General features: G+C 53.1%; 24 protein-coding genes and 1 tRNA gene. 9 read left to right on the top strand and 16 right to left on the bottom strand.

The features are described from left to right. Nucleotides 1-27 precede the first annotated feature (27 nt). The 8 genes from AAAH10_RS08545 to AAAH10_RS08510 all read right to left on the bottom strand — a co-directional run bounded on the left by AAAH10_RS08545 (nt 28) and on the right by AAAH10_RS08510 (nt 8,864). The gene (locus AAAH10_RS08545; protein WP_343562545.1) at nt 28-819 is read right to left on the bottom strand and encodes an MBL fold metallo-hydrolase; all 792 of its coding nucleotides are present in this window, start codon (nt 817-819) and stop codon (nt 28-30) included. A gap of 29 nt (nt 820-848) precedes the next feature. Then, complete coding sequence (locus AAAH10_RS08540) at nt 849-1,634, bottom strand: TatD family hydrolase (RefSeq protein WP_343562543.1); 786 nt, start codon at nt 1,632-1,634, stop codon at nt 849-851. 170 nt (nt 1,635-1,804) lie between these two features. Further along, entirely contained in the window at nt 1,805-3,358 is a 1,554-nt protein-coding gene (metG, locus tag AAAH10_RS08535) for a methionine--tRNA ligase (protein ID WP_343562541.1), read from the bottom strand. Nucleotides 3,359-3,409: 51 nt separating this feature from the next. Then, nucleotides 3,410-4,534 (bottom strand): DNA polymerase III subunit delta', encoded by a 1,125-nt coding sequence (locus AAAH10_RS08530; protein ID WP_343562540.1) that lies wholly within the window; start codon nt 4,532-4,534, stop codon nt 3,410-3,412. A 2-nt stretch (nt 4,535-4,536) separates the two neighbouring features. After that, nucleotides 4,537-5,208 carry a dTMP kinase gene (gene tmk / locus AAAH10_RS08525; RefSeq protein WP_343562538.1) on the bottom strand — a complete coding sequence of 224 codons (672 nt, stop codon included), beginning with the start codon at nt 5,206-5,208 and terminating at the stop codon, nt 4,537-4,539. Between the two features lie 39 nt (nt 5,209-5,247). Beyond that, complete coding sequence (locus AAAH10_RS08520) at nt 5,248-6,399, bottom strand: D-alanyl-D-alanine carboxypeptidase family protein (RefSeq protein ID WP_343562537.1); 1,152 nt, start codon at nt 6,397-6,399, stop codon at nt 5,248-5,250. A gap of 114 nt (nt 6,400-6,513) precedes the next feature. Continuing rightward, nucleotides 6,514-7,590, bottom strand: a complete 1,077-nt coding sequence (locus tag AAAH10_RS08515) for a septal ring lytic transglycosylase RlpA family protein (RefSeq protein WP_343562535.1) — start codon at nt 7,588-7,590, stop codon at nt 6,514-6,516. 44 nt (nt 7,591-7,634) lie between these two features. Next, nucleotides 7,635-8,864, bottom strand: coding sequence for a lytic murein transglycosylase (locus tag AAAH10_RS08510; protein WP_343562533.1), 1,230 nt, complete (start codon nt 8,862-8,864; stop codon nt 7,635-7,637). A 205-nt stretch (nt 8,865-9,069) separates the two neighbouring features. Between AAAH10_RS08510 and AAAH10_RS08505 the strand changes: the two genes are divergently transcribed. The 3 genes from AAAH10_RS08505 (at nt 9,070) to AAAH10_RS08495 (ending at nt 10,100) form a co-directional block, all read left to right on the top strand. After that, nucleotides 9,070-9,408: a hypothetical protein gene (locus tag AAAH10_RS08505; RefSeq protein ID WP_343562531.1), complete on the top strand. Its 339-nt coding sequence runs from the start codon at nt 9,070-9,072 to the stop codon at nt 9,406-9,408. An 83-nt stretch (nt 9,409-9,491) separates the two neighbouring features. Then, nucleotides 9,492-9,869: a FliM/FliN family flagellar motor switch protein gene (locus AAAH10_RS08500; RefSeq protein WP_343562529.1), complete on the top strand. Its 378-nt coding sequence runs from the start codon at nt 9,492-9,494 to the stop codon at nt 9,867-9,869. Nucleotides 9,870-10,010: 141 nt separating this feature from the next. After that, nucleotides 10,011-10,100: transfer RNA gene (locus AAAH10_RS08495), tRNA-Ser, on the top strand. A 66-nt stretch (nt 10,101-10,166) separates the two neighbouring features. Here the strand turns inward: AAAH10_RS08495 and AAAH10_RS08490 are convergent. Genes AAAH10_RS08490 through AAAH10_RS08470 form a run of 5 tightly spaced genes read right to left on the bottom strand, consistent with a single transcriptional unit; the run spans nt 10,167 to nt 13,465 of the window. Next, nucleotides 10,167-11,333, bottom strand: a complete 1,167-nt coding sequence (locus AAAH10_RS08490; protein ID WP_343562527.1) for an aromatic ring-hydroxylating oxygenase subunit alpha — start codon at nt 11,331-11,333, stop codon at nt 10,167-10,169. Next, the gene (locus tag AAAH10_RS08485) at nt 11,323-11,517 is read right to left on the bottom strand and encodes a hypothetical protein (RefSeq protein WP_343562524.1); all 195 of its coding nucleotides are present in this window, start codon (nt 11,515-11,517) and stop codon (nt 11,323-11,325) included. The genes AAAH10_RS08490 and AAAH10_RS08485 overlap by 11 nt, the downstream gene beginning before the upstream one ends. Next, complete coding sequence (locus AAAH10_RS08480; protein WP_343562522.1) at nt 11,514-12,407, bottom strand: sterol desaturase family protein; 894 nt, start codon at nt 12,405-12,407, stop codon at nt 11,514-11,516. Before AAAH10_RS08480 ends, AAAH10_RS08485 begins: the two co-directional genes overlap by 4 nt. An 18-nt stretch (nt 12,408-12,425) precedes the next feature. After that, nucleotides 12,426-12,866 (bottom strand): DUF2141 domain-containing protein, encoded by a 441-nt coding sequence (locus AAAH10_RS08475; protein WP_343562519.1) that lies wholly within the window; start codon nt 12,864-12,866, stop codon nt 12,426-12,428. A 14-nt stretch (nt 12,867-12,880) separates the two neighbouring features. Continuing rightward, nucleotides 12,881-13,465 (bottom strand): TetR/AcrR family transcriptional regulator, encoded by a 585-nt coding sequence (locus tag AAAH10_RS08470; RefSeq protein ID WP_343562517.1) that lies wholly within the window; start codon nt 13,463-13,465, stop codon nt 12,881-12,883. Between the two features lie 163 nt (nt 13,466-13,628). On the opposite strand from AAAH10_RS08470, the gene AAAH10_RS08465 reads away from it, so the two are divergent. Genes AAAH10_RS08465 through AAAH10_RS08455 form a run of 3 tightly spaced genes read left to right on the top strand, consistent with a single transcriptional unit; the run spans nt 13,629 to nt 14,911 of the window. Further along, on the top strand, nt 13,629-13,928 hold the full coding sequence (locus AAAH10_RS08465; protein WP_343562515.1) for an antibiotic biosynthesis monooxygenase family protein: 300 nt from the start codon (nt 13,629-13,631) through the stop codon (nt 13,926-13,928). Continuing rightward, entirely contained in the window at nt 13,929-14,606 is a 678-nt protein-coding gene (locus tag AAAH10_RS08460; RefSeq protein ID WP_343562513.1) for a helix-turn-helix transcriptional regulator, read from the top strand. After that, complete coding sequence (locus AAAH10_RS08455; RefSeq protein WP_343562511.1) at nt 14,603-14,911, top strand: DUF1905 domain-containing protein; 309 nt, start codon at nt 14,603-14,605, stop codon at nt 14,909-14,911. Before AAAH10_RS08460 ends, AAAH10_RS08455 begins: the two co-directional genes overlap by 4 nt. Nucleotides 14,912-14,934: 23 nt before the next feature. On the opposite strand, the gene AAAH10_RS08450 is transcribed toward AAAH10_RS08455, so the two are convergent. Then, on the bottom strand, nt 14,935-16,362 hold the full coding sequence (locus AAAH10_RS08450) for an aldehyde dehydrogenase family protein (RefSeq protein ID WP_343562509.1): 1,428 nt from the start codon (nt 16,360-16,362) through the stop codon (nt 14,935-14,937). Next, nucleotides 16,359-17,258 carry a LysR family transcriptional regulator gene (locus tag AAAH10_RS08445; RefSeq protein ID WP_343562508.1) on the bottom strand — a complete coding sequence of 300 codons (900 nt, stop codon included), beginning with the start codon at nt 17,256-17,258 and terminating at the stop codon, nt 16,359-16,361. Before AAAH10_RS08445 ends, AAAH10_RS08450 begins: the two co-directional genes overlap by 4 nt. 109 nt (nt 17,259-17,367) lie before the next feature. Here AAAH10_RS08445 and AAAH10_RS08440 point away from each other — a divergent pair, with 109 nt between their 5' ends. Further along, the gene (locus AAAH10_RS08440; RefSeq protein ID WP_343562506.1) at nt 17,368-18,312 is read left to right on the top strand and encodes an NAD(P)-dependent oxidoreductase; all 945 of its coding nucleotides are present in this window, start codon (nt 17,368-17,370) and stop codon (nt 18,310-18,312) included. Nucleotides 18,313-18,346: 34 nt separating this feature from the next. Here AAAH10_RS08440 and AAAH10_RS08435 read toward each other — a convergent pair whose 3' ends face one another. Further along, on the bottom strand, nt 18,347-19,264 hold the full coding sequence (locus AAAH10_RS08435; RefSeq protein WP_343562504.1) for a LysR substrate-binding domain-containing protein: 918 nt from the start codon (nt 19,262-19,264) through the stop codon (nt 18,347-18,349). A gap of 194 nt (nt 19,265-19,458) precedes the next feature. Between AAAH10_RS08435 and AAAH10_RS08430 the strand changes: the two genes are divergently transcribed. Both AAAH10_RS08430 and AAAH10_RS08425 read left to right on the top strand, forming a co-directional pair. Beyond that, nucleotides 19,459-20,628 (top strand): mandelate racemase/muconate lactonizing enzyme family protein, encoded by a 1,170-nt coding sequence (locus AAAH10_RS08430; RefSeq protein ID WP_343562502.1) that lies wholly within the window; start codon nt 19,459-19,461, stop codon nt 20,626-20,628. 13 nt (nt 20,629-20,641) lie between these two features. After that, nucleotides 20,642-20,849: FAD-dependent oxidoreductase (locus AAAH10_RS08425; protein WP_343562500.1), on the top strand; the 208-nt coding region annotated here is incomplete at its 3' end.

Below are 20,849 nucleotides of genomic sequence, written 5' to 3'. Positions count from 1 at the left end.
GGGCCCTGGCCCCCGCTGTTTTATCAACTATGCGCAGTCATCACCGCAGGCAATCACCATGCCGTCATAACCGGGTTCAACACCTTCCGGGCATTTCGACAGCAGGTCATCATAGTCAACCTGCTGGTTCATGTGCGTCAGGATTGCCTTTTTGGGTTTGACCCGTTCAATCCATTCCATGGTTTTGTCAAAATGAGCGTGGCTTGGATGGGGATCATAACGCAGGCAGTCAACAATCCAGTACTTGACACCGGCCAGGGTTTCAAAGGCGCGTTCATCAAGTTCCACAACATCTGTTGAATAGGCAATATCGCCAAAGCGATAGCCCATCGAATTGATTTCCCCGTGGTTCTGAACAAAGGGGATCACTTCAATGTCTCCCACCATGAAGGGGCCATCAATCAGATGATCCTTGAGCATAGCCGGATACTGGCTTTCCGGATTGGCCGAGGAACAAAAGGCATAGGGAAAACGCTGCGTCAGGCTTTCACGGACGGTTTCATCCATAAAGGCATCAATGGCTCCACCCGCCTTGTAGGACATATAGCGCAGTTCATCGAGGCCATGCGTATGATCGGCGTGATCATGCGTGTACAGAACTGCATCGATGAACTCGGCATCGGTATCAATCAGTTGCTGGCGCAAGTCAGGACCGGTATCGACCAGAATGGTCTGCCCTTTGCCCTCCACCAGAATAGAGACACGGCGACGACGGTTTTTGGGATTGTCCGGGTTACAGTTCCCCCAGTTTCCGCCTGGCACGCCAGAGCAGATAGGAACTCCGCCAGATCCACCGCAACCGAGTAGTGTTACTTTCATTCTTTTCTGTTCCCCACCACAGCTGTCGTTCAGACTGTGCCTGTCGATGCCTTGCTGAAAAGACGGAAAAAGTTTTCCGTCGTCTGTCTGCTAATTTCTTCCTCACTGACAGACTTTACTTCAGCCAGCACGCGCGCTGTGTGTTGTACATAGGATGGTTCATTACGCTTTCCCCTGAAAGGAATGGGCGCAAGATAGGGACTGTCGGTTTCCACAAGCAAACGATCCATCGGAACATCCCTGACAATGTCACGGATCGGCTGACCACTTTTGAAGGTCAAAACACCGGAAAGCGAGATATAAAAACCCATTTCCAGCGAGGCCATGGCCAGATCCCGTCCGGCTGTAAAGCAGTGGATAACAGCCGGATATTCACCCTTCTCGTATTCCTCCCGCATGATTGCGACGGTGTCTTCGTCTGCATCACGCGTGTGAACGACCAGAGGCAAACCCGTTTCCCGAGCAGCTTCGATATGGGCGCGAAAGCTGACAGCCTGTTTTTCACGGGGCGCGTGGTCATAATGGTAATCCAGACCACTTTCGCCCAAACCGACAACCCGGGGGTGCTGTGAACGTTCGATCAGAACATCCGGAGAGGAAAGCCCCTCATCCCCGGCCTCGTTCGGATGCACACCGACTGTACAGAAAATATCGGAATGATTTTCTGCAATGGACAGGACTGTATCAAAAGTGGAAATACGTGTCCCGATCGTGACCATACATCCGACTTCAGCTTCTCTCGCACGCTGGAGGGCGTCGTTGAGATCGCCATCGCGCAGGAAGTAATCCAGATGACAATGGGAGTCCACAAGCATGGGGCATCCTCTAGAAGTGTCGCAGGCAAAAAGAGGGACAGCCTGAGGCCGCCCCGTCTCTTTCATTCCATCAAGGCTCTATATCGAATTGATCTTTTTTGCAATGCAAAACCCGATCACTTCTTTTCATGGCAGAGCCGTGAAAAAGGTATGACTTTCAATGAAGGGGCTCAGGCCTCTTCTTCCACAAAGCGCGGGAAGACCCCGACAGGTTTTTCCAGCGCATATCCGGACTGCAGGGAAAGACCAATGTCTGCAAAGCTTCTTTTTTCCGGATCCACGCCCATTTGGGAGAGCATTCTGTCCATTGATTCCGGCATCACAGGCTGTACCAGAATGGCGATTTGCCGGATGACATCTGCCAGCACATAGAGCACTGTCTTCATGCGCTCCGGATCGGTTTTCTTGAGACCCCAGGGAGCCTGCTCGTCCACATAGCGGTTTGCTGCAGAAATGACATCCCACACCTGCTCCAGCCCCTTGTGGAAGCTTTGCCTGTCGAAATGATCACGCAGAGCGGGCAAAAGGGCTTCGGCCTGCTGTAACAGGGCCTGATCTGCTTCGGTATAAGCCCCCGGTGTCGGGATTTGCGCATCGCAGTTCTTGAAAATCATGGACAGCACACGCTGGGACAGATTGCCGATATCATTCGCCAGATCACTGTTGATGCGCTGGATCATCTGGTGGCGGGAATAATCCCCGTCATTCCCAAAAGGCACTTCACGCAGCATGAAATAACGCACCTGATCCAGGCCGAATTCGTCCTTGAGCGCAAAGGGATCAATGACATTGCCCAGGGACTTTGAAATCTTCTGACCTTCATTTGTCCACCAGCCGTGTGCAAAAACCCGCTTTGGCAAGGGAAGATCTGCGGCCATCAGGAAGGCAGGCCAGTAAACGGCATGGAAGCGCAGGATATCCTTGCCCACCATATGCAGGTCTGCCGGCCAGAATTTCTGATAGATTCCGCTTTCAACGTCGGGATATCCCACCGCAGTCATGTAGTTTGTCAGGGCATCCAGCCAGACATACATGATGTGTTCGTCATTGCCCGGTACAGGGACGCCCCACTTGAAGGTTGTACGGCTGATGGAAAGATCACGCAAACCACCTTTGACAAAGGAGATCACTTCGTTGCGACGACTGGACGGGCCAATGAAATCAGGATTGGTTTCATAATGCTCCAGAAGCTTCTCGGTGAAGGCGGAAAGCTTGAAGAAATAGGATGGTTCCTCCACCCACTCAACCTCGGCACCTGTCGGAGCCAGTTTTTGCCCATTCGGCCCTTCCACCAGTTCGGTTTCGGTGTAGAAGGCTTCATCACGAACCGCATACCAGCCTTCATAGCCCCCCAGGTAGATAAAGCCTTTCTCCTCAAGGCGTTTCCAGAGAGCCTGACAGGCTTTTTTGTGACGTTCCTCGGTTGTGCGGATGAAATCGTCCTGCGAAAAACCAAAGCCTGCAGTCAAATCACGGAAGTTTTGTGAAACCTGATCTGTAAAGGTCTGAGGGTCCACTCCGGCCTTTTCAGCAGACTTTTCAACCTTCTGCCCGTGCTCGTCCGTGCCTGTCAGGAAATGTGTCTCGTAACCGTCAAGGCGCTTGAAACGTGCCAGAACATCACAGGCCAGCGTTGTGTAGGCATGGCCGATGTGTGGCTTGTCATTTACATAATAGATGGGAGTCGTAATGTAATAACGCTGCTTCCCGGAAGAAGATGTCATGGTTTGCTCCAAAGCATAGGCATCACAGGCACTGGACTTGCCGATAAAGAATCAACTTACCAGTGCTTTTAAGTCAGCGAGCGCTGTCAGGACAATCTGTTTTTTGTCCAGATTTATGCGCTCGGCCTTTGTTGTCAGTTCTGAAGTCTTATCCCAGAGCTTCAACCAATCTTCAAGAGAACTTCTTTGCCCGACAGCCCTCATCAATTCCAGTTCACCTTCAAGAATGGGATGAAGATCGCGACCGGATGCCTGCATGTTGATCACACGGCCAATCCACCAGAGATAAAGCTCCATTCCCGTTCTAAAGGCTTCCGGTCGGGCCGGTGAAGCCAGCAAATCGGCAAAGGCATAGAGCGCCGCAGTATCGAGCGCCGGTAACCTTTGAACGAGATCGATCATGGAGCGATAGAGATCAAGCCCCCCTGTCTCCCAGAGTCTCAAGGCCTTGCCCGGTGCTCCTTCAGACAGGGCGGCCAGCACCTCGGCATCTACAGAATCGATATCCTCCACAAAGCCGCCCAGCATCTCGGCCACAAGATCTGTCTCCAGTGACTGCAGCGCCAGATGACAGCAGCGGGAGTGAATGGTCTGAAGAACAGCCCCCGGATTGTGACAGACAAGAAGCAGCACCGTTTTTTCAGGTGGTTCCTCAAGAACTTTCAACAAGGCATTGACAGCATTGACGTTCATATCATCTAGAGAATCAACGATGACGACACGCCATCCTCCTTCGGCAGAGGTTTTGTGGGAAAAGTCGACAATCTTGCGGACATCATCAACAGGGATAACAGAACGCATCTTCCCCTTGTCGTCAGGAGAGCGCTCCAGAACAACAAGATCACCATGGCCACCTGCTGTTATCCTGTGGTTGATGGCACTGTCTGCAAGTGTTCCAAGCCCTTCGGCGGGCTCCAGATTTTCCTCCGGCATCATACCGCCGAAAATATCCGGTTCAGAGGTCGTCTCATGCAAAAGGAACCTTGCAAAACGATAGGCAAGCGTTGCCTTTCCCACCCCCTTTGGGCCGGTAAACATCCAGGCATGGGGCAATCTTCCCGATGAATAGGCTCTCAGGAGAACGGCCTCGGCCTCTTCATGCCCCAAAAGCCGCGTACTCAGACGCGGATGAAGATCGCCCTGTTCATCTGTCTGAAGAGAACTGCCCGCAGCCATGACTACACAGTCCCCGAAGCGAGATCGTCTTTTCTGGACAGGAAGACAGGCTCCAGCAGTTCGAGGATCTCTTTCGTGACTGTATCAGCAGACTGCTGTGCATCGATCACCTTGCAGCGCTCGGGGTCTGAAGCTGCAATACTCAGAAAACCTTCACGCAAGCGCTCATGAAACTCGATTGCCATGCCTTCAAAGCGCACCTCGTCACCACTGCGCCGGGTTGTACGCTCCAGCCCGACCTTCACCGGAATGTCCAGCAAAAGTGTTATATCCGGCTTGAAGTCACCCAGAACCCAATGATCGAGTTCCGCAAGCTTTTCCAGCCCCAGTCCGTGCCCCACTCCCTGATAGGCCATACTGGAGTCAGAAAAACGGTCGCAAACCACCACTTCACCACGCTCAAGAGCAGGCTTGATCACCTTCTCGACGTGTTCCTGACGCGCTGCATACATCAACATGGCCTCTGTTTTCGGGGTCCAGCGATTGCTTTCTCCCTTCAGCACAAGTGCCCTGATTTCCTCGGCTCCGGGCGTTCCACCGGGTTCACGGGTCTGAACGGTCACGATGCCCTGCTCATTCAACCAGTCAACAACGCGTTTGATCTGCGTTGTCTTGCCTGCGCCTTCCCCTCCTTCAAAGGAGATGAAAAGCCCCTTGCGTTTTTCCCTACTCATCACATCACCCAAAGAGCTTCATATTGCCGGAAACCAGCATCAGGGCTGGCCAAAAATCAGAAAGTTCAAGGCTGAGACGATGCGCCCGAACCCACCCTGGCGATCAACAGACCGGGTGGCAACCAGAGGCACCTCGGTTGGCTCCAGCCCTTCAGCTTCAATCCTGATCAGCCCAAGACGCTGCCCCTGCTCGATCGGCGTCTGGATGGGGCCTTCATAAACAACTGTTGCAGTCATTGTACTCTTGGCTGATTTTGGCAGAGTGAGAACCAGATCGCGCTCCGGACTGAGACCAACCGTTTTTTCCGTACCCAGCCAGACCGGAGCCTCTTCGACGATTTCTCCGGCCTTCAGGAGGTCAAAGTTGTCAAACTCGCGAAAAGCCCATGACATCAAGCGCACAGACTCTTCAGCCCGTTCCTTGGTAGAGCCCAGACCGTTCACAACCATGACAATCCGGCGGTCTCCCTGAACAGCCGAGGAGGTCAGACCATAGCCAGCTTCTTCCGTGTGTCCGGTTTTCAGGCCGTCAGAACCAATGTTGCGGTACAGAAGCGGGTTTCTGTTGTTCTGCTCGATACCGGACCAGGTAAAGGAAGCTTCGGAGAAGATATGATAGTATTCCGGAAAGCGCGTGATGATAATATCCGCAAGCTTTGCCAGGTCTTCCGCAGCCATGCGCTGATTGGGGTCGGGCCATCCTGTTGCGTTGGCAAAGGTGCTGTTTTCCAGTCCCAGCTCACGGGCCTTCTCGGTCATCAGTTCGGCGAAGGCATCCTCGGATCCGGCCAGTCCTTCTGCAACAACAATACAGGCATCGTTTCCGGACTGGACAATAATCCCCCGCAACAGATCCCGAATGGCAATTTCATCGCCAACCTCGACAAACATCTTCGAACCGCCCTTGCGCCAGGCCTTTTCACTGACAGGCAGCTTGTCATCCAGGCTCAGGCGCCCATCCTGCAAACGTTCAAAAACCATAAAAGCGGTCATGATCTTGCTCATGGATGCAGGAGGCATCGGACGGGATGCATCCTTGCTCAGGAGCACCGTCTTGGTGTCATAGTCCATGATATAGGCTTCACGCGCTTTGGTTTCCAACGCCTGCGATACACCCGGAACAAGCAGTGCAGCCATCACACTGCCACAGACCACTGTACGGAGGGCGGAACGGAAAGAACGAGATTGCATGGAAGAAGCCTTTTGAACTGCGGTTGGTAAAAGTCTGACTATCTATAAAAGCGAAATAAGCCGAAAATATGCTAGGAACGACGAAAAAACAGTGGTTGCTGCTTTGAAGCAGTCCTATTGATCAATAACAATCCTGGAATCATCAAAACCGTTGTTTCTCAGAAGGGCCAGCATATTGTCAGCCTCCTCTACCGAATTGAGCGGTCCGACACGAACACGGTAAAAGATACGCTCACCCGATTTGATCTCGGTTACCGAGGTGTTGCCGAGTGAAGACAGTCTTGCCTGAAGCCTGTAGGCGTTGTGCACCTTGCTGAAAGCGCCCGCCTGCACAAAGAAATCCGCCTTCCCGACAGGCACCCGGGTCACCACGCCATCGTTGGCCGGGAGCGTGCTCTCAAGCGTTCGCGCAGAGCTCTGCGGTGCAGTTGAAGCAACTGAATCGGACGACGAAACAGTGCCGGATGGCAAGGGTTCCAGTTCTGTCAGCCCCTCAACCTTGACCTTCTCAACCGGTGCTGACAGTTCCTCATTGACAATTGTTGTCGACTCACGATTGGCAACAACCTGGCTGGCAGGCTGATTGGGTTTCAGTCCTTCAGGCTGTCCGCCCTGGGCAAGGGATGCGATCTGTCTGCTTTCTTCCGGCATGATCTCGACGCGCACCTTCGCCGTTCCCTGCAAGCGGAAACCAAGCAGCTCTGCCGCGCGTTTTGAAACATCAATAATGCGATTGTGCGCAAAAGGCCCACGATCATTGACCCTCAGAGTCAGAACACGGCCATTGTCAAGGTTTGTAACCCGTACAAAGGATGGCATTGGCAAGGTGCGGTGAGCAGCCGTCAGGGCATTCTCGTCAAAAATCTCTCCGTTGGCCGTCTGTTTTCCGTGAAAGCCCGGACCGTACCAGGAGGCCACACCCGTTTCGACATAGTCGTAATCAACAGCCGGATAGTACCACTGCCCCTTGATCTGATAGGGCTTGCCAACCTTGTAATAACCGCCTTCCCCGATTGCCCTGTCCGTGGAAACGCTGTTTGCCACCTTTTTGGTCGTGTGACTGATCAGCTCGATTTCCGCACACCCCGACAGGGCCGTTGCGATCAGGGCCATACCGGCAACCCGTCTGAAAAGTGGTCTGCTCAAGGAAACAGGAGGCTGTTGAAAGATGTGACGTGCAATATCAAACATGAATGAAGATTACCTGAAGAAGATCCGGAAAAGATCAAAGTGATTTATTGGTGCTTATAATCGCGAAGAATTTGCAGAAGATCATAATCCGCATAACCGTCACCGGGCAAGCCTGCTTTCACCTGAAAGGCCCGAACCCCCCTTCTGGTATTGCTTCCAAGAATTCCGTCGGCCTTTCCAACATCATATCCCAGACGATTCAGATGGTTTTGAATTTCAACAGCATTGTCCCGTGACAGGGGCTGGACCCTTGCCGGACGCGGCGTCAAAAACCGTCCCCTGCCCTCGATACGGTCTGCCAGATGTCCCACGGCGAGAGCATAGAGTGTGGAACGGTTCCAGTTCAGAATCTTCCGATAGTTTTCATAGACCAGAAAGGCTGGACCCTTGTGCCCCATCGGCAACACCAGTGAGGCCGCAAGATCAACAGATGGCAGGTTGCCACCCACCGCCTTTCTCAGGCCAAGCTCCTGCCATTCTGCCAGTCCCTTCCGGACAGACAGACTGGCAAGTGTCCAGTCAAAATCTGCGGGAACCTTTACCTCGCGCCCCCAGGTGTAATCGGCATTCCAGCCCAGCGAGGAAAGATAGTTTGCAGCCGAACCGAAAGCGTCGGGAAGATCTTTCCAGATATCCTTGCGCCCGTTGCCGTTTTCATCGACAGCATAGGCCGCAAATGTGCTCGGCATAAACTGGACATGTCCCATCGCTCCTGCCCAGGACCCTTCCATATCGGCAAGGGCAATGTCGCCATTGTCGACGATCCTGAGAGCCTCCATCAGTTCTGCTCTGAAAAAATCATCGCGGCGCGGATCGTGGGCCAGCGTTGCCAGGGCACCAATGACCGGGAAGCCTCCCATAAAGCGCCCGAAATCAGTCTCAAGTCCCCAAAAGGCCACCAGAAACCTGCTCTGCACACCGTATTTTCTGCTGATTTCATCCAGCAATACCTTGTGTGTCCGCATCATTTCGCGTGCCTTGTTGATGCGGTTGTCATTCACAGCACGGTCCAGATATCCCCAGAAGGTCCGGGTGAATTCAGGTTGCCTCTGATCAAGTTCAAGAACCCGTTCAATGGGTTCAAAATCCTTGAAAACAATCTCGAGGGTCCTGTCTGAAATACCGGCTTTCCTTGCATCTTCCTTGAAGGCGACCAGCCAGTTGCTGAAACTTTCACCGTTCTGCCGAGGCTGCACGTTCTCCTGGGCCAGTCCGGCAGGGGAAGCAAGGAGCAATCCGGAGGAAAGCGCACAACTCAGAAGAATCTTTTTCACGTTACAGTCCCAGTTCTCAAATCATTGTTGGTCAAAAGCTCGCTGCCGACAATTCTGCTCAAAACCCCTGTGCGTTACAACAGGGAAAGAAGAGATTTTTTAACTTTTTAATCCCTTGCTTATTAATGATTTTTTCAAAATTCGCCTGTTAGGATACCCGAAGCAATGTGTTCTCTCCCTTTCAATTTCGCTCTAGAGGCGCAACATGTTCAAACGTATCTGGCACAGCCTATTTAAAAACAGTGGCCCGAGGCGGGAAAAACGGGAGACAGATGTCAACGGGACAATCCTGATCAACGGCATACATTATCCCATGGTTGACTGGAGCTTCAGCGGCTTTTCTGTCAAGGATTTCGAGGACACGGTCTACCGGGGAGATCGCCTGCCCATTTCGGTACAGGTTGAAACCTCCAAAGGGGCAAGTTTCACCTTTGACTGTACAATGATTGTCGTACGCTTTGCCGAAGACAGCAAGGAACTGGCTGGCGCCTTCGTTGAAGTGCCGCAGGACGTCCGCGTTGCACTGGCAGACTATTTTGACTGAGAACTGCAGATTTAGGTTCCAACTTTGCCCCTCAAACGGCATAGTGGGCTACTGAATACGATGAGATAACACCGGGGAAAGTCATGAGTGACGAAGAAATGGACGATCTGGATGATGATGCCATGGCACGTGCCATGGAGGAAATGGGCCAGTCTCCATCCGAAGATTCCGGTGCCGCACCCGTTGCGGAGACTCTGGGCGAGGCAGCAGGCTTTGATGATGAAACCATGCCTGCCATTCACGGGGTAGAGCTTGAGGTTTCAGCCATTCTCGGTACGGCACAGATGCCCGTAAGCCAGCTCCTGAAAATGGGGCGTGGTGCCGTTGTCGAACTCGACAAATATATCGGCGATACCATCGAAATCAGCATCAATGACCAGATCATTGCCAAGGGCGAGGTCATGATCAAGGATGAGTATCTCTGCGTCGAGGTCCAGGAAATGGTTCGCCGCACAAATTGATCAACAGGGTCGACTCTCTGACAGGAATCGGCCTCTTTCATTTTTTTGCAAAAGAGCAATTGACAGTCCACGGAAAACTCATTAATTCATGGGCCGTCCAAGCGATAAACCGCTGAAAGAGCAAAGCTCTTTCTATACGCCGGAGAGGTGGCAGAGCGGTTGAATGCACCGGTCTTGAAAACCGGCGTGGGTGCAAGCCCACCGTGGGTTCGAATCCCACCCTCTCCGCCATTTTTCCTCCCGAACCAGTAAAAGTCTCAGACCACTCCGTAAGCCTCTGTGCTGTCCTGGAACTTTCTAGCTTAAAAACTCCGCCATTTTTTTCAGAATCAGTTCCTGATGTTCCCTGACCGCTTTTTCTCCGACCAAAGCACTGGGCCCCTGCTCAAATTCAGGAGACGAGAATGACTGCTGTTGCTGCTCGCAGACATAGATGTCTTCAGCCATAAAATCGGCGCTGCCCATGGGATCATCTTCGTCAAGATTCGCATATTTGGGCCGGACGAACTGTTCCCAGAAAGCTGTTGATTGCCTGTATTGCCTTGCAAAACGCCAGCCGGATGCTTTTGCAAACCTGCTGCGAACAACCACCCGGGTTTCATCCGGCGCAACAGGCTGCATGTGAAAGACGCTCCAGCTGACCTCGCTTTCCACAAGCCCAATTCCCGGAAACAGCAGCGGCACATAGGCTCCGAGCTTTTCCTGCGGACTGTGATCGATCAGCGGATAGGGCGCATTTATTTCAAGATTTTTCAGGTAGGCTTCTGAACAAGGTTGCCAGAAAACAAAGTGATCTCTGACAAAGCGGCTTTCAATACGCTTGTGGTCATACATGCGCAGGGTACCGGAATGCAAATGCGCCAGATGGTAGGCATCGATATAGTTTTCAGCGACAATCTTCCAGTTGGCCCTGATACTGTATTCCACTTGTGTCCCGGGATATTCAACAAGCTTTTCCGGACTGTATGGTGCCAGATAGGGTTCAAGCCCTCCAAACCAATCCCGCAGCGGGATTGCATCTTCCTGAGGGTGCACGAAAAGCATGCCACGCCAAAAACCGACAGAACCGGCCTTCAGATGAAGACATGCCCGGTCAAGATCCGGAAAATCTTCCGCTTCATTGGGAACAGACAACAGGGTGCCATCACAGCGATAGGTCCAATCATGATAAGGACAGGTAATGGCTTTCCCGGCTTTCCCGGCCCCGCGCAACAGCCGGGTGCCGCGATGTCGGCAAAAGTTGTGAAAAGCCCTCAACCTGCCATCATGCCCGTGAAGAACAATCATGGGATAATTTCCGGCCTGAACCGTTAAAAAACTTCCCTTTTCCGTTACATCCTCTGCAAGTCCGGCCAAATGCCAGCTCTTGCCAAAGACTGCAATCTGCTCCTGATCGAACCACTCTCTTGAGGTATAAGCCTCAACAGGCAGTCCCTGGAACCCGTTTTCCCGACTACTGTTCACGATTAGCGGACCACGGCACAAAACAACTGATTGCCAGAATGAACCAGAGTCCCAGAATCAGCCAGTAACCAACTGGGTCCTCATCCCTGTAAATGGTATCCCAGAGCAAAGTGTACCCTGCATAGAGATCATACCCCACCCAGACCAGCAATCCGACACCGATAAAACTCCAGATACCCGTCATTGAACATCTCCCTCCCGTCCCGTTTTCGGCTCCCAGCCCGGCCCCCTGTAGAAACAGGCCAGTTTGTTCCCCAGTCCTTTCGCGTGCAGCACCTTTTTTCCGAGACGGGAAAAACCATGAAAAAAGACGACAAAAGGATTGTTGGACTGGATGGGTGGCAAGACACCATAGACAACCTTTTCCTGCTCCTCCGCAAAGGTCCCGAACATTCTGTCCCAGACAATCAGGATACCGCCGTAGTTTTTGTCCAGGTACTTGCGGTTGGATCCGTGGTGAACGCGGTGATGCGAAGGTGTGTTGAAAACAGCTTCGATAAAGCCTGGCAGCTTGCCGACGGTTTCCGTGTGCAACGCGGTCTGGAAAAGCTGAACCATTGCTGCTGAGAAAAACACCAGAAAAGGATCAAATCCCATCGCAACAACGGGCAAGTGGAAAGGCAGGCCGAAAATTGCGTCCAGGGGGCCATGCCTGTAAGCCACAGAAATATTGAAATACGGAGAACTGTGGTGAACTGTGTGAGTCGCCCAGCCCAAGCCCAGCTGATGCGCCATGCGATGCTCCCAGTAATAGGCAAAATCACAGGCAATGATACAAAGGGCAATCGTGTAAAAGTTGTTGGGCAACTGAACCAGAATGACGTTTTCGTATACCCAGTAGAACGAAATCACATAAAGTCCGGCTGTCAGAGTGATAATCCCGAGATGAAACGCCAGCGTTATAAAATTGGCCAGCGCATCCCCGGCCGTATTCCAGGTCATTTCCCTTTTTATCAGCATGCGCAGCACTTCAAAGGAAAAGAAAATCATGGCAACGACAAAGAACCAGTCTTCAGCAATCAGTTCCCATTCGTAGATTGTCCAGCCCGTAAAAAGATGATTCCAGAAATCCATTGTCCAGTCCTCCCCACCCTATTTGATATAAACGAGAGTCATGTTTTGCCGGGTGCTGCCTTCGCCGACATCAAAGGCAGCCTCTGAAAACTCCGTCACCTCCTTGTCCGCACCGACATTGTTGCTGAAGGCAAATCCCTCCAGCGGGAAATTGCGACCGTTGAGGTCGAATTCACCATTGTCATTCTCGTCATGATGAAGACTGACGGCATATCTTCCTTCCGGCAAATCATGAAGCGTCACCCCCTGCATTCCAGCGGTTGCAGGCAGATTGAAAGAAGCAATTGCCTGATTGTCACTCTGCGTTTCAAAGGCCGTCTGGCTGTCATAAACGGCAACCAGCAACCGTCCCTTGCTGCTACGGATATCCTCAAACTTCAATGTCAATTCAGCAGCGTGGGAGACACAACTGCCCATGACCGCCAGCAGGCCTGGCAGCGTCAAAAACAACTTCTTCACGGTTTCTGTCCTCTTCAGTCAGACGGTTCCAATGACCGGATCAAAAGGCGCACGGCCTCTTTCGAGTTTTCATTCAGTCGTGGCAGGGCTCTCAGTGGCGTTAAACTGTCCACGTTAAAGAATATCCCCAGAACCCCGGCCGCAACGGCATTCCTCAACATGGCCGGAGCCTTGGGGAAATGGTAATCGAAGTGACTTTCCATCCATTTCTGTTCAAGCTGAAGCCAGTCCTGCATCTCGGAGCGAATGTCCGGATTTCCCACAGAGGCGATGATAAAGGCACTGGCAATAAGAGTATCATTGCTGGTTCCCGCCTGGTCCTGCTGGAACAGAAGATCGACAAACCCGTCAATCGAAGCAAAGGCCTCCGGTTGCAGAACATCCAGCATCTCACCGGTTCTTTTCATGAACCGCTCCAGAGCCTGCTGCAGCAGATCATCCTGATTGCCAACATGATGTCGGACCAGCGGACGGGACAATCCCGCCTCATCGGCAATGGAAGCAAGCGTGGTTCCCGCCACACCAAACCGGGCAATGCAGCGTTCGTAGGCCGAAAGAATTTCTTCTTTCCTCTGATCTGTGACAGTCGGACGAGCCAAGAGCGTTCCCTCAAAAGATTGATTGTCAATTTTGATTATAAATAGATACACCTCATTTGATTGTCAACATTGACAATCAACAAAGATGCAAATCCAACTGACAAAAGGTGTCAGCTGCTCTATGTTAACACTGTTCCTGTTCTACAATTCTGGAAGAGGAAACATGACACACGTACTTGAAATCGTTGAATTCAAGCTCAACACCAACGCAACAGCCGAGGCCTTTTTGCAAGAGGTGCAGAAAACAACCTCCTTTGTCACGGGACTGGAAGGCTTTGTCGAACGCCACACTGCGAAACAGGACGATGATCTGTGGGTTGATGTTGTGGAATGGCAATCAATGGATCACGCAAAAGCCGCTTCTGAAGCTTTTGTACAATCAACAGAGACGCAAGGCATGATGGCTCTGATCAATCCGTCCACTGTCGTCATGAAGCATTTCAGCGTCAGAAACACGATGTAGATGCGAAAAATTGACAGGCTTTTTGAAATTGTCCAGCTTCTGAGAGGCAGGCGCCTGCGTACAGCCGGGTTCATCGCGGATGAACTCGGCGTGTCCGTTCGCACCGTTTACCGGGACATTCAGGGCCTGATGGCCTCCGGCGTGCCTATCGAAGGTGAACGGGGCATCGGCTACATGATCAGACAACCGATCGAGATGCCCCCTCTTCATCTTACCGAACTGGAATTGAAAGCTGTTCAGCTTGGTATTGAGATGGTTGTCGCATCCTCTGACCCCGAAATCGCCAAAGCCGCACAGGAAGCCCGGATCAAAATCAGGGAAACCTTGCCATTTCGCAGATCAGAGCAGGAATCCCCCATTGCCTATGTCTATTTCAAAAGCAATGAAAAGGCCCGCGACAGTCTGGCTGATATCCGCATCGCCATTGAGGAACAGCGCAAGCTTTCCCTCCATTACAGCAACGAAAAGAAACAGAAATCACACCGAATTATCAGGCCACTGGGACTGGAATACTGGGGACAGGTCTGGACCGTGACAGCCTGGTGCGAACTGCGCGACGGCTTTCGTGTCTTCAGGGTCGACCGCATTGAGGAACACTCTCTGATGGATGAAACGTTCACAATTGAAAAAGGCAAAAGCTATCAGGATTATCTGGAACAGCTGGAGTTTCGCTCATGATGGATCTGGATTTTCACTTTGAAGCAGAACTGTGGCTCTACAGCGGCAAAGCCAGCTGGTATTTCGTCACAGTCCCCAATGAAACCTCGGAACAGATCAGAATGTTCCAGCCAGGCCGCAGAGGCTTCGGCTCCGTCAGGGTCAGGGTATCCATCGGAGAGACAAACTGGAAAACCTCGCTTTTCCCCGACAGGGCCTCCGGCTGCTTTTTCCTTCCCGTCAAAGCCGATGTCCGCAAAAAGGAAAAGCTCGGCGTTGGGGATCGTCTTGCAATCGAAATCCGGACCAACGCAGAGCTCTTCTGAAAAAGGGCACGGGCAATAAACAATCAGCCAAAGTGAAGGGTTTTGACCTCCTGAAAGTCCTCCAGCCCCAGCACACCGCCTTCGCGACCGATGCCGGACTGCTTGTAACCGCCAAAGGGTGACCCATAATTGAACCCGCCGCCATTGATGTGAACGGCACCAGCTCTCAAGCGTGATGCAACACGCTCCGCCCGGTCCATATCCCCGGTTTGCAGATAGGCCGCAAGCCCGTAAGGTGTGTCATTGGCAATGGCAATGGCTTCCTCTTCGCTGTCAAAGGGAATGACCACCAGGACAGGTCCGAAAATTTCCTCCCGGGCTATGCGCATATCATTGTGAACGTCTGCAAAAACAGTCGGTTTCACAAACCAGCCCTCCTCAAAACCTTCCGGTTTTCCAGGGCCACCTGCCAGCAATCGCGCCCCTTCTTCCAGACCGGTTTCAATCATGGCCTGGACACGGGCGAACTGGATTTCATCAAAAAGAGGTCCAATATGATCTCCTTCCTCTGAAGGATCACCAACCCTCTGGCCCTCTGTGGTTTCTTTCAGAAGGGCACAAACCTTATCATAACAGCTGCGCTCTACCAGCAAGCGGGTCGGGGCATCACAGGATTGACCGGTGTTGTAGAAGCACTCAAGAGCCGAAGCCGGAACACGCTCCTCAAGATCGCAGTCCGCAAACACAATATTCGGTGATTTTCCTCCCAGTTCCAGCGTAACCCGCTTCACAGTTTCCGCAGCATCCTTCATCACCGCAACACCTGCGCGGGTTGAGCCTGTAAAGGACATCATATGGACATCGGAATGCGCAGAAAGAGCAGCCCCAACAATCGGTCCTTCACCATGCACAAGATTGAAGACCCCCGCTGGAAAACCGGCTGCGTCGATAATCTCGGCATAGAGCTGTGCAGAAAGCGGCGTATGTTCTGACGGTTTCAAAACGCAGGTACAGCCCGCAGCCAGGGCAGCCGCGACCTTGAGCACAATCTGGTTGATCGGCCAGTTCCAGGGTGTGATCAGACCACAGACACCAATGGGTTCCCTGACGAGAATGTCGCCGTTTGGCAAGGCATCTCGCCCGGATTGTCCTTCAAGGGCTGCGATAAAACCTTCCAGATGACCGACACCGGAATCAGCCTGTGCCTCACGCGCCATGGTAATCGGTGCGCCCATTTCAGTGGAGATGGCCTGTGCCAGCTCTTCAAACCGCTTTTTTGTTTCCTCCAGCAGCCTGCGCATCAACTGAAGACGCTCTTCCCTGCTGGTGCGCCCGTAGCTTTCAAAGGCCTTTGAAGCTGCGGCAACAGCACGATCCACATCAGTCCGGTTTCCAAGTGCCAGAGTCCCGATCTGTTGATTGCTGGCCGGGTTCAGGATCGGAAAACGCTGTTCGGAAACAGGCTCCACCCATGCGCCATTGATATAAAAACATGTCAAATCCCGTGTCATGCCACCTGTTCCCTGTGTTCTTCGGCGCAGAGTTCCTGCAACCAGTCCCGAAAGAGCCGCACTGACGTGCGTTCGCGTTTTTGATTCAAGGTATCAATCAGATAATGTGCCTGTCCGTATCTCGTCTTCCTGCCTGCAAGGCGGATCGCCATACCGTCTTGAATCGCAGAGCTGACATAACGCTCCAGCATCATGGCCTGCCCCATCCCCGAGGCGACCATCTGCAGGGCGACAACCGAGGTATCAACAGAGATGAAATTCCGGGGTTGCTGATAACGCAAGCCAAAGGCGGCCATATAGCCCGACCAGTGATCCTCGTGTCCCTGTACATGGATCAGATCCAGCTTCTGCATATCAGTTTCTTCACTGACGAAGAGATCATCCTCCCGGTTTGAAATCGGTACCAGATAGTCATCCGCGATCTTTGTCGCACTGACTCCCGGCCATTGCCCGTTACCAAAACGCACGTCAACATCAACAGTCTCAACCGTAGCGTTGTCTGCCCAGATGGTCGAAATCAGCCTGATATTGATTTCCGGATAAAGAGCGCGAAAACCCTTCAATCTTGGTGCCAGCCACAGCGCTGCGGAAGAAATCGGAACCCTGACAAGAACGGTGTCATCAAACTTGGCTCCGAAAAGACCATCGGTTGAAGAGGTCAGGTCATTCAGGGTCCGGGTCACCAGCGGTTGATAGGCCTTGCCCATTTCCGTCAGGGACAGCTGCCGTGGTCTGCGTTCGAAAAGTTCGAAGCCAAGATATTGCTCCAGTCCCTTGATCTGGAGGCTCACTGCCGTCTGGGTCATGCCGAGCTCCTGCCCTGCTGCCGTAAAACTCATCAGGCGCGCGGCAGATTCAAAGGTTCTCAGCCAGTTCAGGTTCGGTATCTTACTCAAAGCTTACTCATATAATTTTTTGATGATTAAACCATTATTATTATGGTTTTCATATCAATATTAAGATGACATCCTGAACAAATAGCAACTCTTTTTTTGGAGAATAAAAATGAAGGTCGGCTTTATCGGTTTGGGAAACGTGGGCGGCAAGCTCTCCGGCTCCCTGTTGCGCAATGGTATTGATCTGACAGTTTACGATCTGGACAGAGAGCGCATGGCTGCTTTCAAGGCCAGAGGTGCCGGAAATGCCGAAAGCCCGGCAGAATTGATGCGAAACTGTGACGCAGTTGTCACCTGCCTGCCCTCACCGGCGGCTTCTGCTGCGGTCGTTGAGGAAATGCTGCCGGAAATCCGGGACGGCAAAATCTGGATGGAGATGTCCACCACAGATGAAGCCGAAGTCAAACGCCTTGGAGCTCTGGTGATTGCGCGCGGCGGTGCTGCCGTAGACTGTCCTGTTTCCGGTGGGTGTCACCGTGCCGATACAGGCAATATTTCCATCTTTGCCGGCTGTGATCGCGCGACCTTCGATCGTGTCCTGCCTTTCCTGACCACAATGGGACGCCGCATTCTGCACACAGGCGATCTGGGATCTGCTTCGGTTTTGAAGGTTGTTACCAACTATCTTGCAACCGCCAATCTTGTTTCCTGCTGTGAGGCTCTGGTCACAGCCAGGGCTGCAGGCATGGATCTCAACACCGCCTATGAAGCCATGAAGATCTCCTCCGGCACCTCCTTTGTGCACGAGACAGAAAGTCAGGTGATCCTGAACGGTTCGCGCGATATCTCCTTTACCATGGATCTGGTGTCCAAAGACGTCGGACTGTTCCAGGCTCTGGCCGACAAGCATTCGGTTCCGCTGGAAATCTCCCCGATGCTCAAGGCCATCTTCAGGGACGGTGAGGAACGTTTTGGTTCGCGGGAATACTCTCCGAACATCATCCGCCGTCTTGAAGAAGCCACCGGCCTCGACATCCGGGCACCGGGTTTCCCCGCTGAAATGGTCGACGACGAACCGGAAGAACCGGGCTACGAAGTGATTCCGAAGCGATAGACACCGAAAAGGCCCCGTCAAATCGGGGCCTTTTTTATTCTCCTCTGGACAAACCGGCAATCTCGACAATCCAGTCGCGGACAACACGGGTGCGCTCCACCATCGGGATTTTCTCGTGCCAGATCAGGTAAATCCCGCGGCCTGTTTCCCAACGCCATTGCCTGAAGCCCTGCAAACGCCTGTCTTCAAGCGCCTCACTGACCAGATGCTCCCAGCCACAGGCGAAGCCCTGCCCGCGCAAGGCAGCCTGCAGAACCAGGGCGTAGTCATTGAGACGCAAGCTCCCGGCATGTTCTGTATAATCAACTGCGTGATGCCCGAACCACTGGGCCCATCCCGGACGACTGCGCAAGGGTTCCTCTAGGTGGATCAGGGGTTGCCGGACCAGGGCCTCGACACTGTCCGGCCCTCCGGCCGCCTGACAGACTTCGGGGCTGGCCACAGGGAAAATAACTTCTCGTGCCAGCAGGATGCTTTCATATCCTGGCCAGTTCCCGTCCCCCAGACGGATCCCGAGCCCAATGTTTTCAGCCTGCAGATCAGGCTCCCGATTGGTGTTGAGCACACGCAGATCAATATGAGGATATCTTGCCCGCAGGTGATGCAGGCGGGGCATGAGCCAGTAATAGGAAAAGGCCGCCGAACAGCTGATTGTGACGTGTTGTTCCTCCGCAGCCTGACTGATTTCCATCACAGCCTGCTCCATCTCGCTCAGGGAACGGGAGGTCGCGGCAAAGAGTTTTTGCCCGGCTGCTGTCAGTGACACGCGCCGGTGTTCTCTCAGGAAGAGCTGCATCCCGAGAGCCTCTTCAAGCTGCTTGATTCCTCCGCTGACCGAAGGCTGCTTGATGCCGAGCTCATTGGCAGCCCGGGTAAAGGACCCCGTGCGCGCAGCAGCCTCGAAAATAAAGAGGTTTCGGGGAGAAGAAAGATACCGCAACAGCTTTCGCATAGTTTGTACCTATCCATTTAATCGGAAATCAGGTGGATCACAGCTTTGCTGATCACCTGTATCGTTGCAGAATAACAATGTTTGATAAAGTCTTTTGTCCCGCAATCACGAACCGGGAGCGCTTCTTCCGAACAGCTCTCCTTTCCATTGCCTGAAACTATCGAACAGGAAATAGCAAACAGAGGCTTCACACAATGCTGAAAATCACAAAGGTTCGGGTCACACCGATCAACATCCCTCTGGAAAAGCCCATGTGGTGGACAGGCGGGCATTACCCCGGCACTTCGAAAGCCATTATCGAGGTCGAGACCGATCAGGGTCTGGTCGGTCTGGGCGAAGCACCCTCCATTGATGTCACCGGAACAATCGAAGCCATGGGCGAACGCCTGATCGGCATGGATGCACTGGATATTGCGGGTTGCGAAAGCCTCTGCGTTCCTCCCTGGCAGATTGTTCAGAACACGGACGACAGCTCCGTCGTCAAAGCCTTTGGAGCCCTGGAAATTGCACTGTGGGACCTGCGGGGCAAGGTTGCAGGCGAACCGCTCTATCGCCTGCTGGGTGGAGCCGTGCGCAAGGAAATTCCCTTTACCGAATATTTCGGATACCGCGCCGGCGGAGAAATGTCCCCTCAGGCTGTCGCAGACTACTGTGTCCGGATGAAGGAAGAGTACGGCTCCACCATGTTCGAAGGCAAGCTGATCCTCGGCGATCCCCTGATCGAGATCGATACCGTGAAGGCCCTGCGTGAGGCCCTTGGTCGCGAGGCCATGCTGCGACTGGACAGCAACATGCAGTACTCCCTGCCCACTGCCATCCGCCTGTTCCGGGAAATCGAACCCTTTGATATCCGCAACTACGAGGACCCGGTTGCCACCTTCGAGGAAATGGCCGAGCTGCGCAAACACAGTTCAATCCGGATCAGCACGCACGTCCCGGACATTCGCCGCGCGGTCGCTCTGCAAGCGCCTGACTATATCGTCACAAACTTTGCTGTTCTTGGCGGCATTTCCCGAACGGTCCGCTTTATTGGAGCCTGCGAAGCCATGGGGGTTGGTTTCTGGTGCTACTCGGGCGATGCAGGCATTGCAACCGCTGCCTATCTGCATATGTCCGCAGCACAGCCCTGGATTTCAGAACCGAGTCAGTCCCTTTTCCGCTGGCAGATCGGCGATGTCATCGAAGGAGGCCCCTTCCGCCAAACCAACAATGTGATTTCCGTTCCGGAAGGCCCCGGCCTTGGTGTCACGCTGGATCGTGATGCTCTGAAACACTGGCACAATCATCTGGTCGAAAACGGCCCTCTTGATCATTTCCATGACCCTGCGCAACCCGGCCGCTTCCGCCGGTTGCCTTTGAATTAAGGATTGCCTAATCATGCCTGAAATCCAAACAGACGACAGCCAGAGTTCTGGCGGCAAACAGCTCCCGTCCCATGCAAAAGTTGTCATCGTCGGTGGCGGTGTTGTCGGTTGCTCCATCCTGTTCCACCTCGCCAAGTTCGGCTGGAAGGATGTTGTCCTGCTGGAACGCAGCGAACTGACATCCGGCTCCAGCTGGCATGCCGCCGGACAGATCCACACCA

Source organism: Carbonatibacter coralli (assembly GCF_039592655.1).
In the GTDB taxonomy this organism is placed as follows: domain Bacteria; phylum Pseudomonadota; class Alphaproteobacteria; order Kiloniellales; family Kiloniellaceae; genus Carbonatibacter; species Carbonatibacter coralli.
This window is presented reverse-complemented; position numbering and strand designations above follow the sequence as displayed.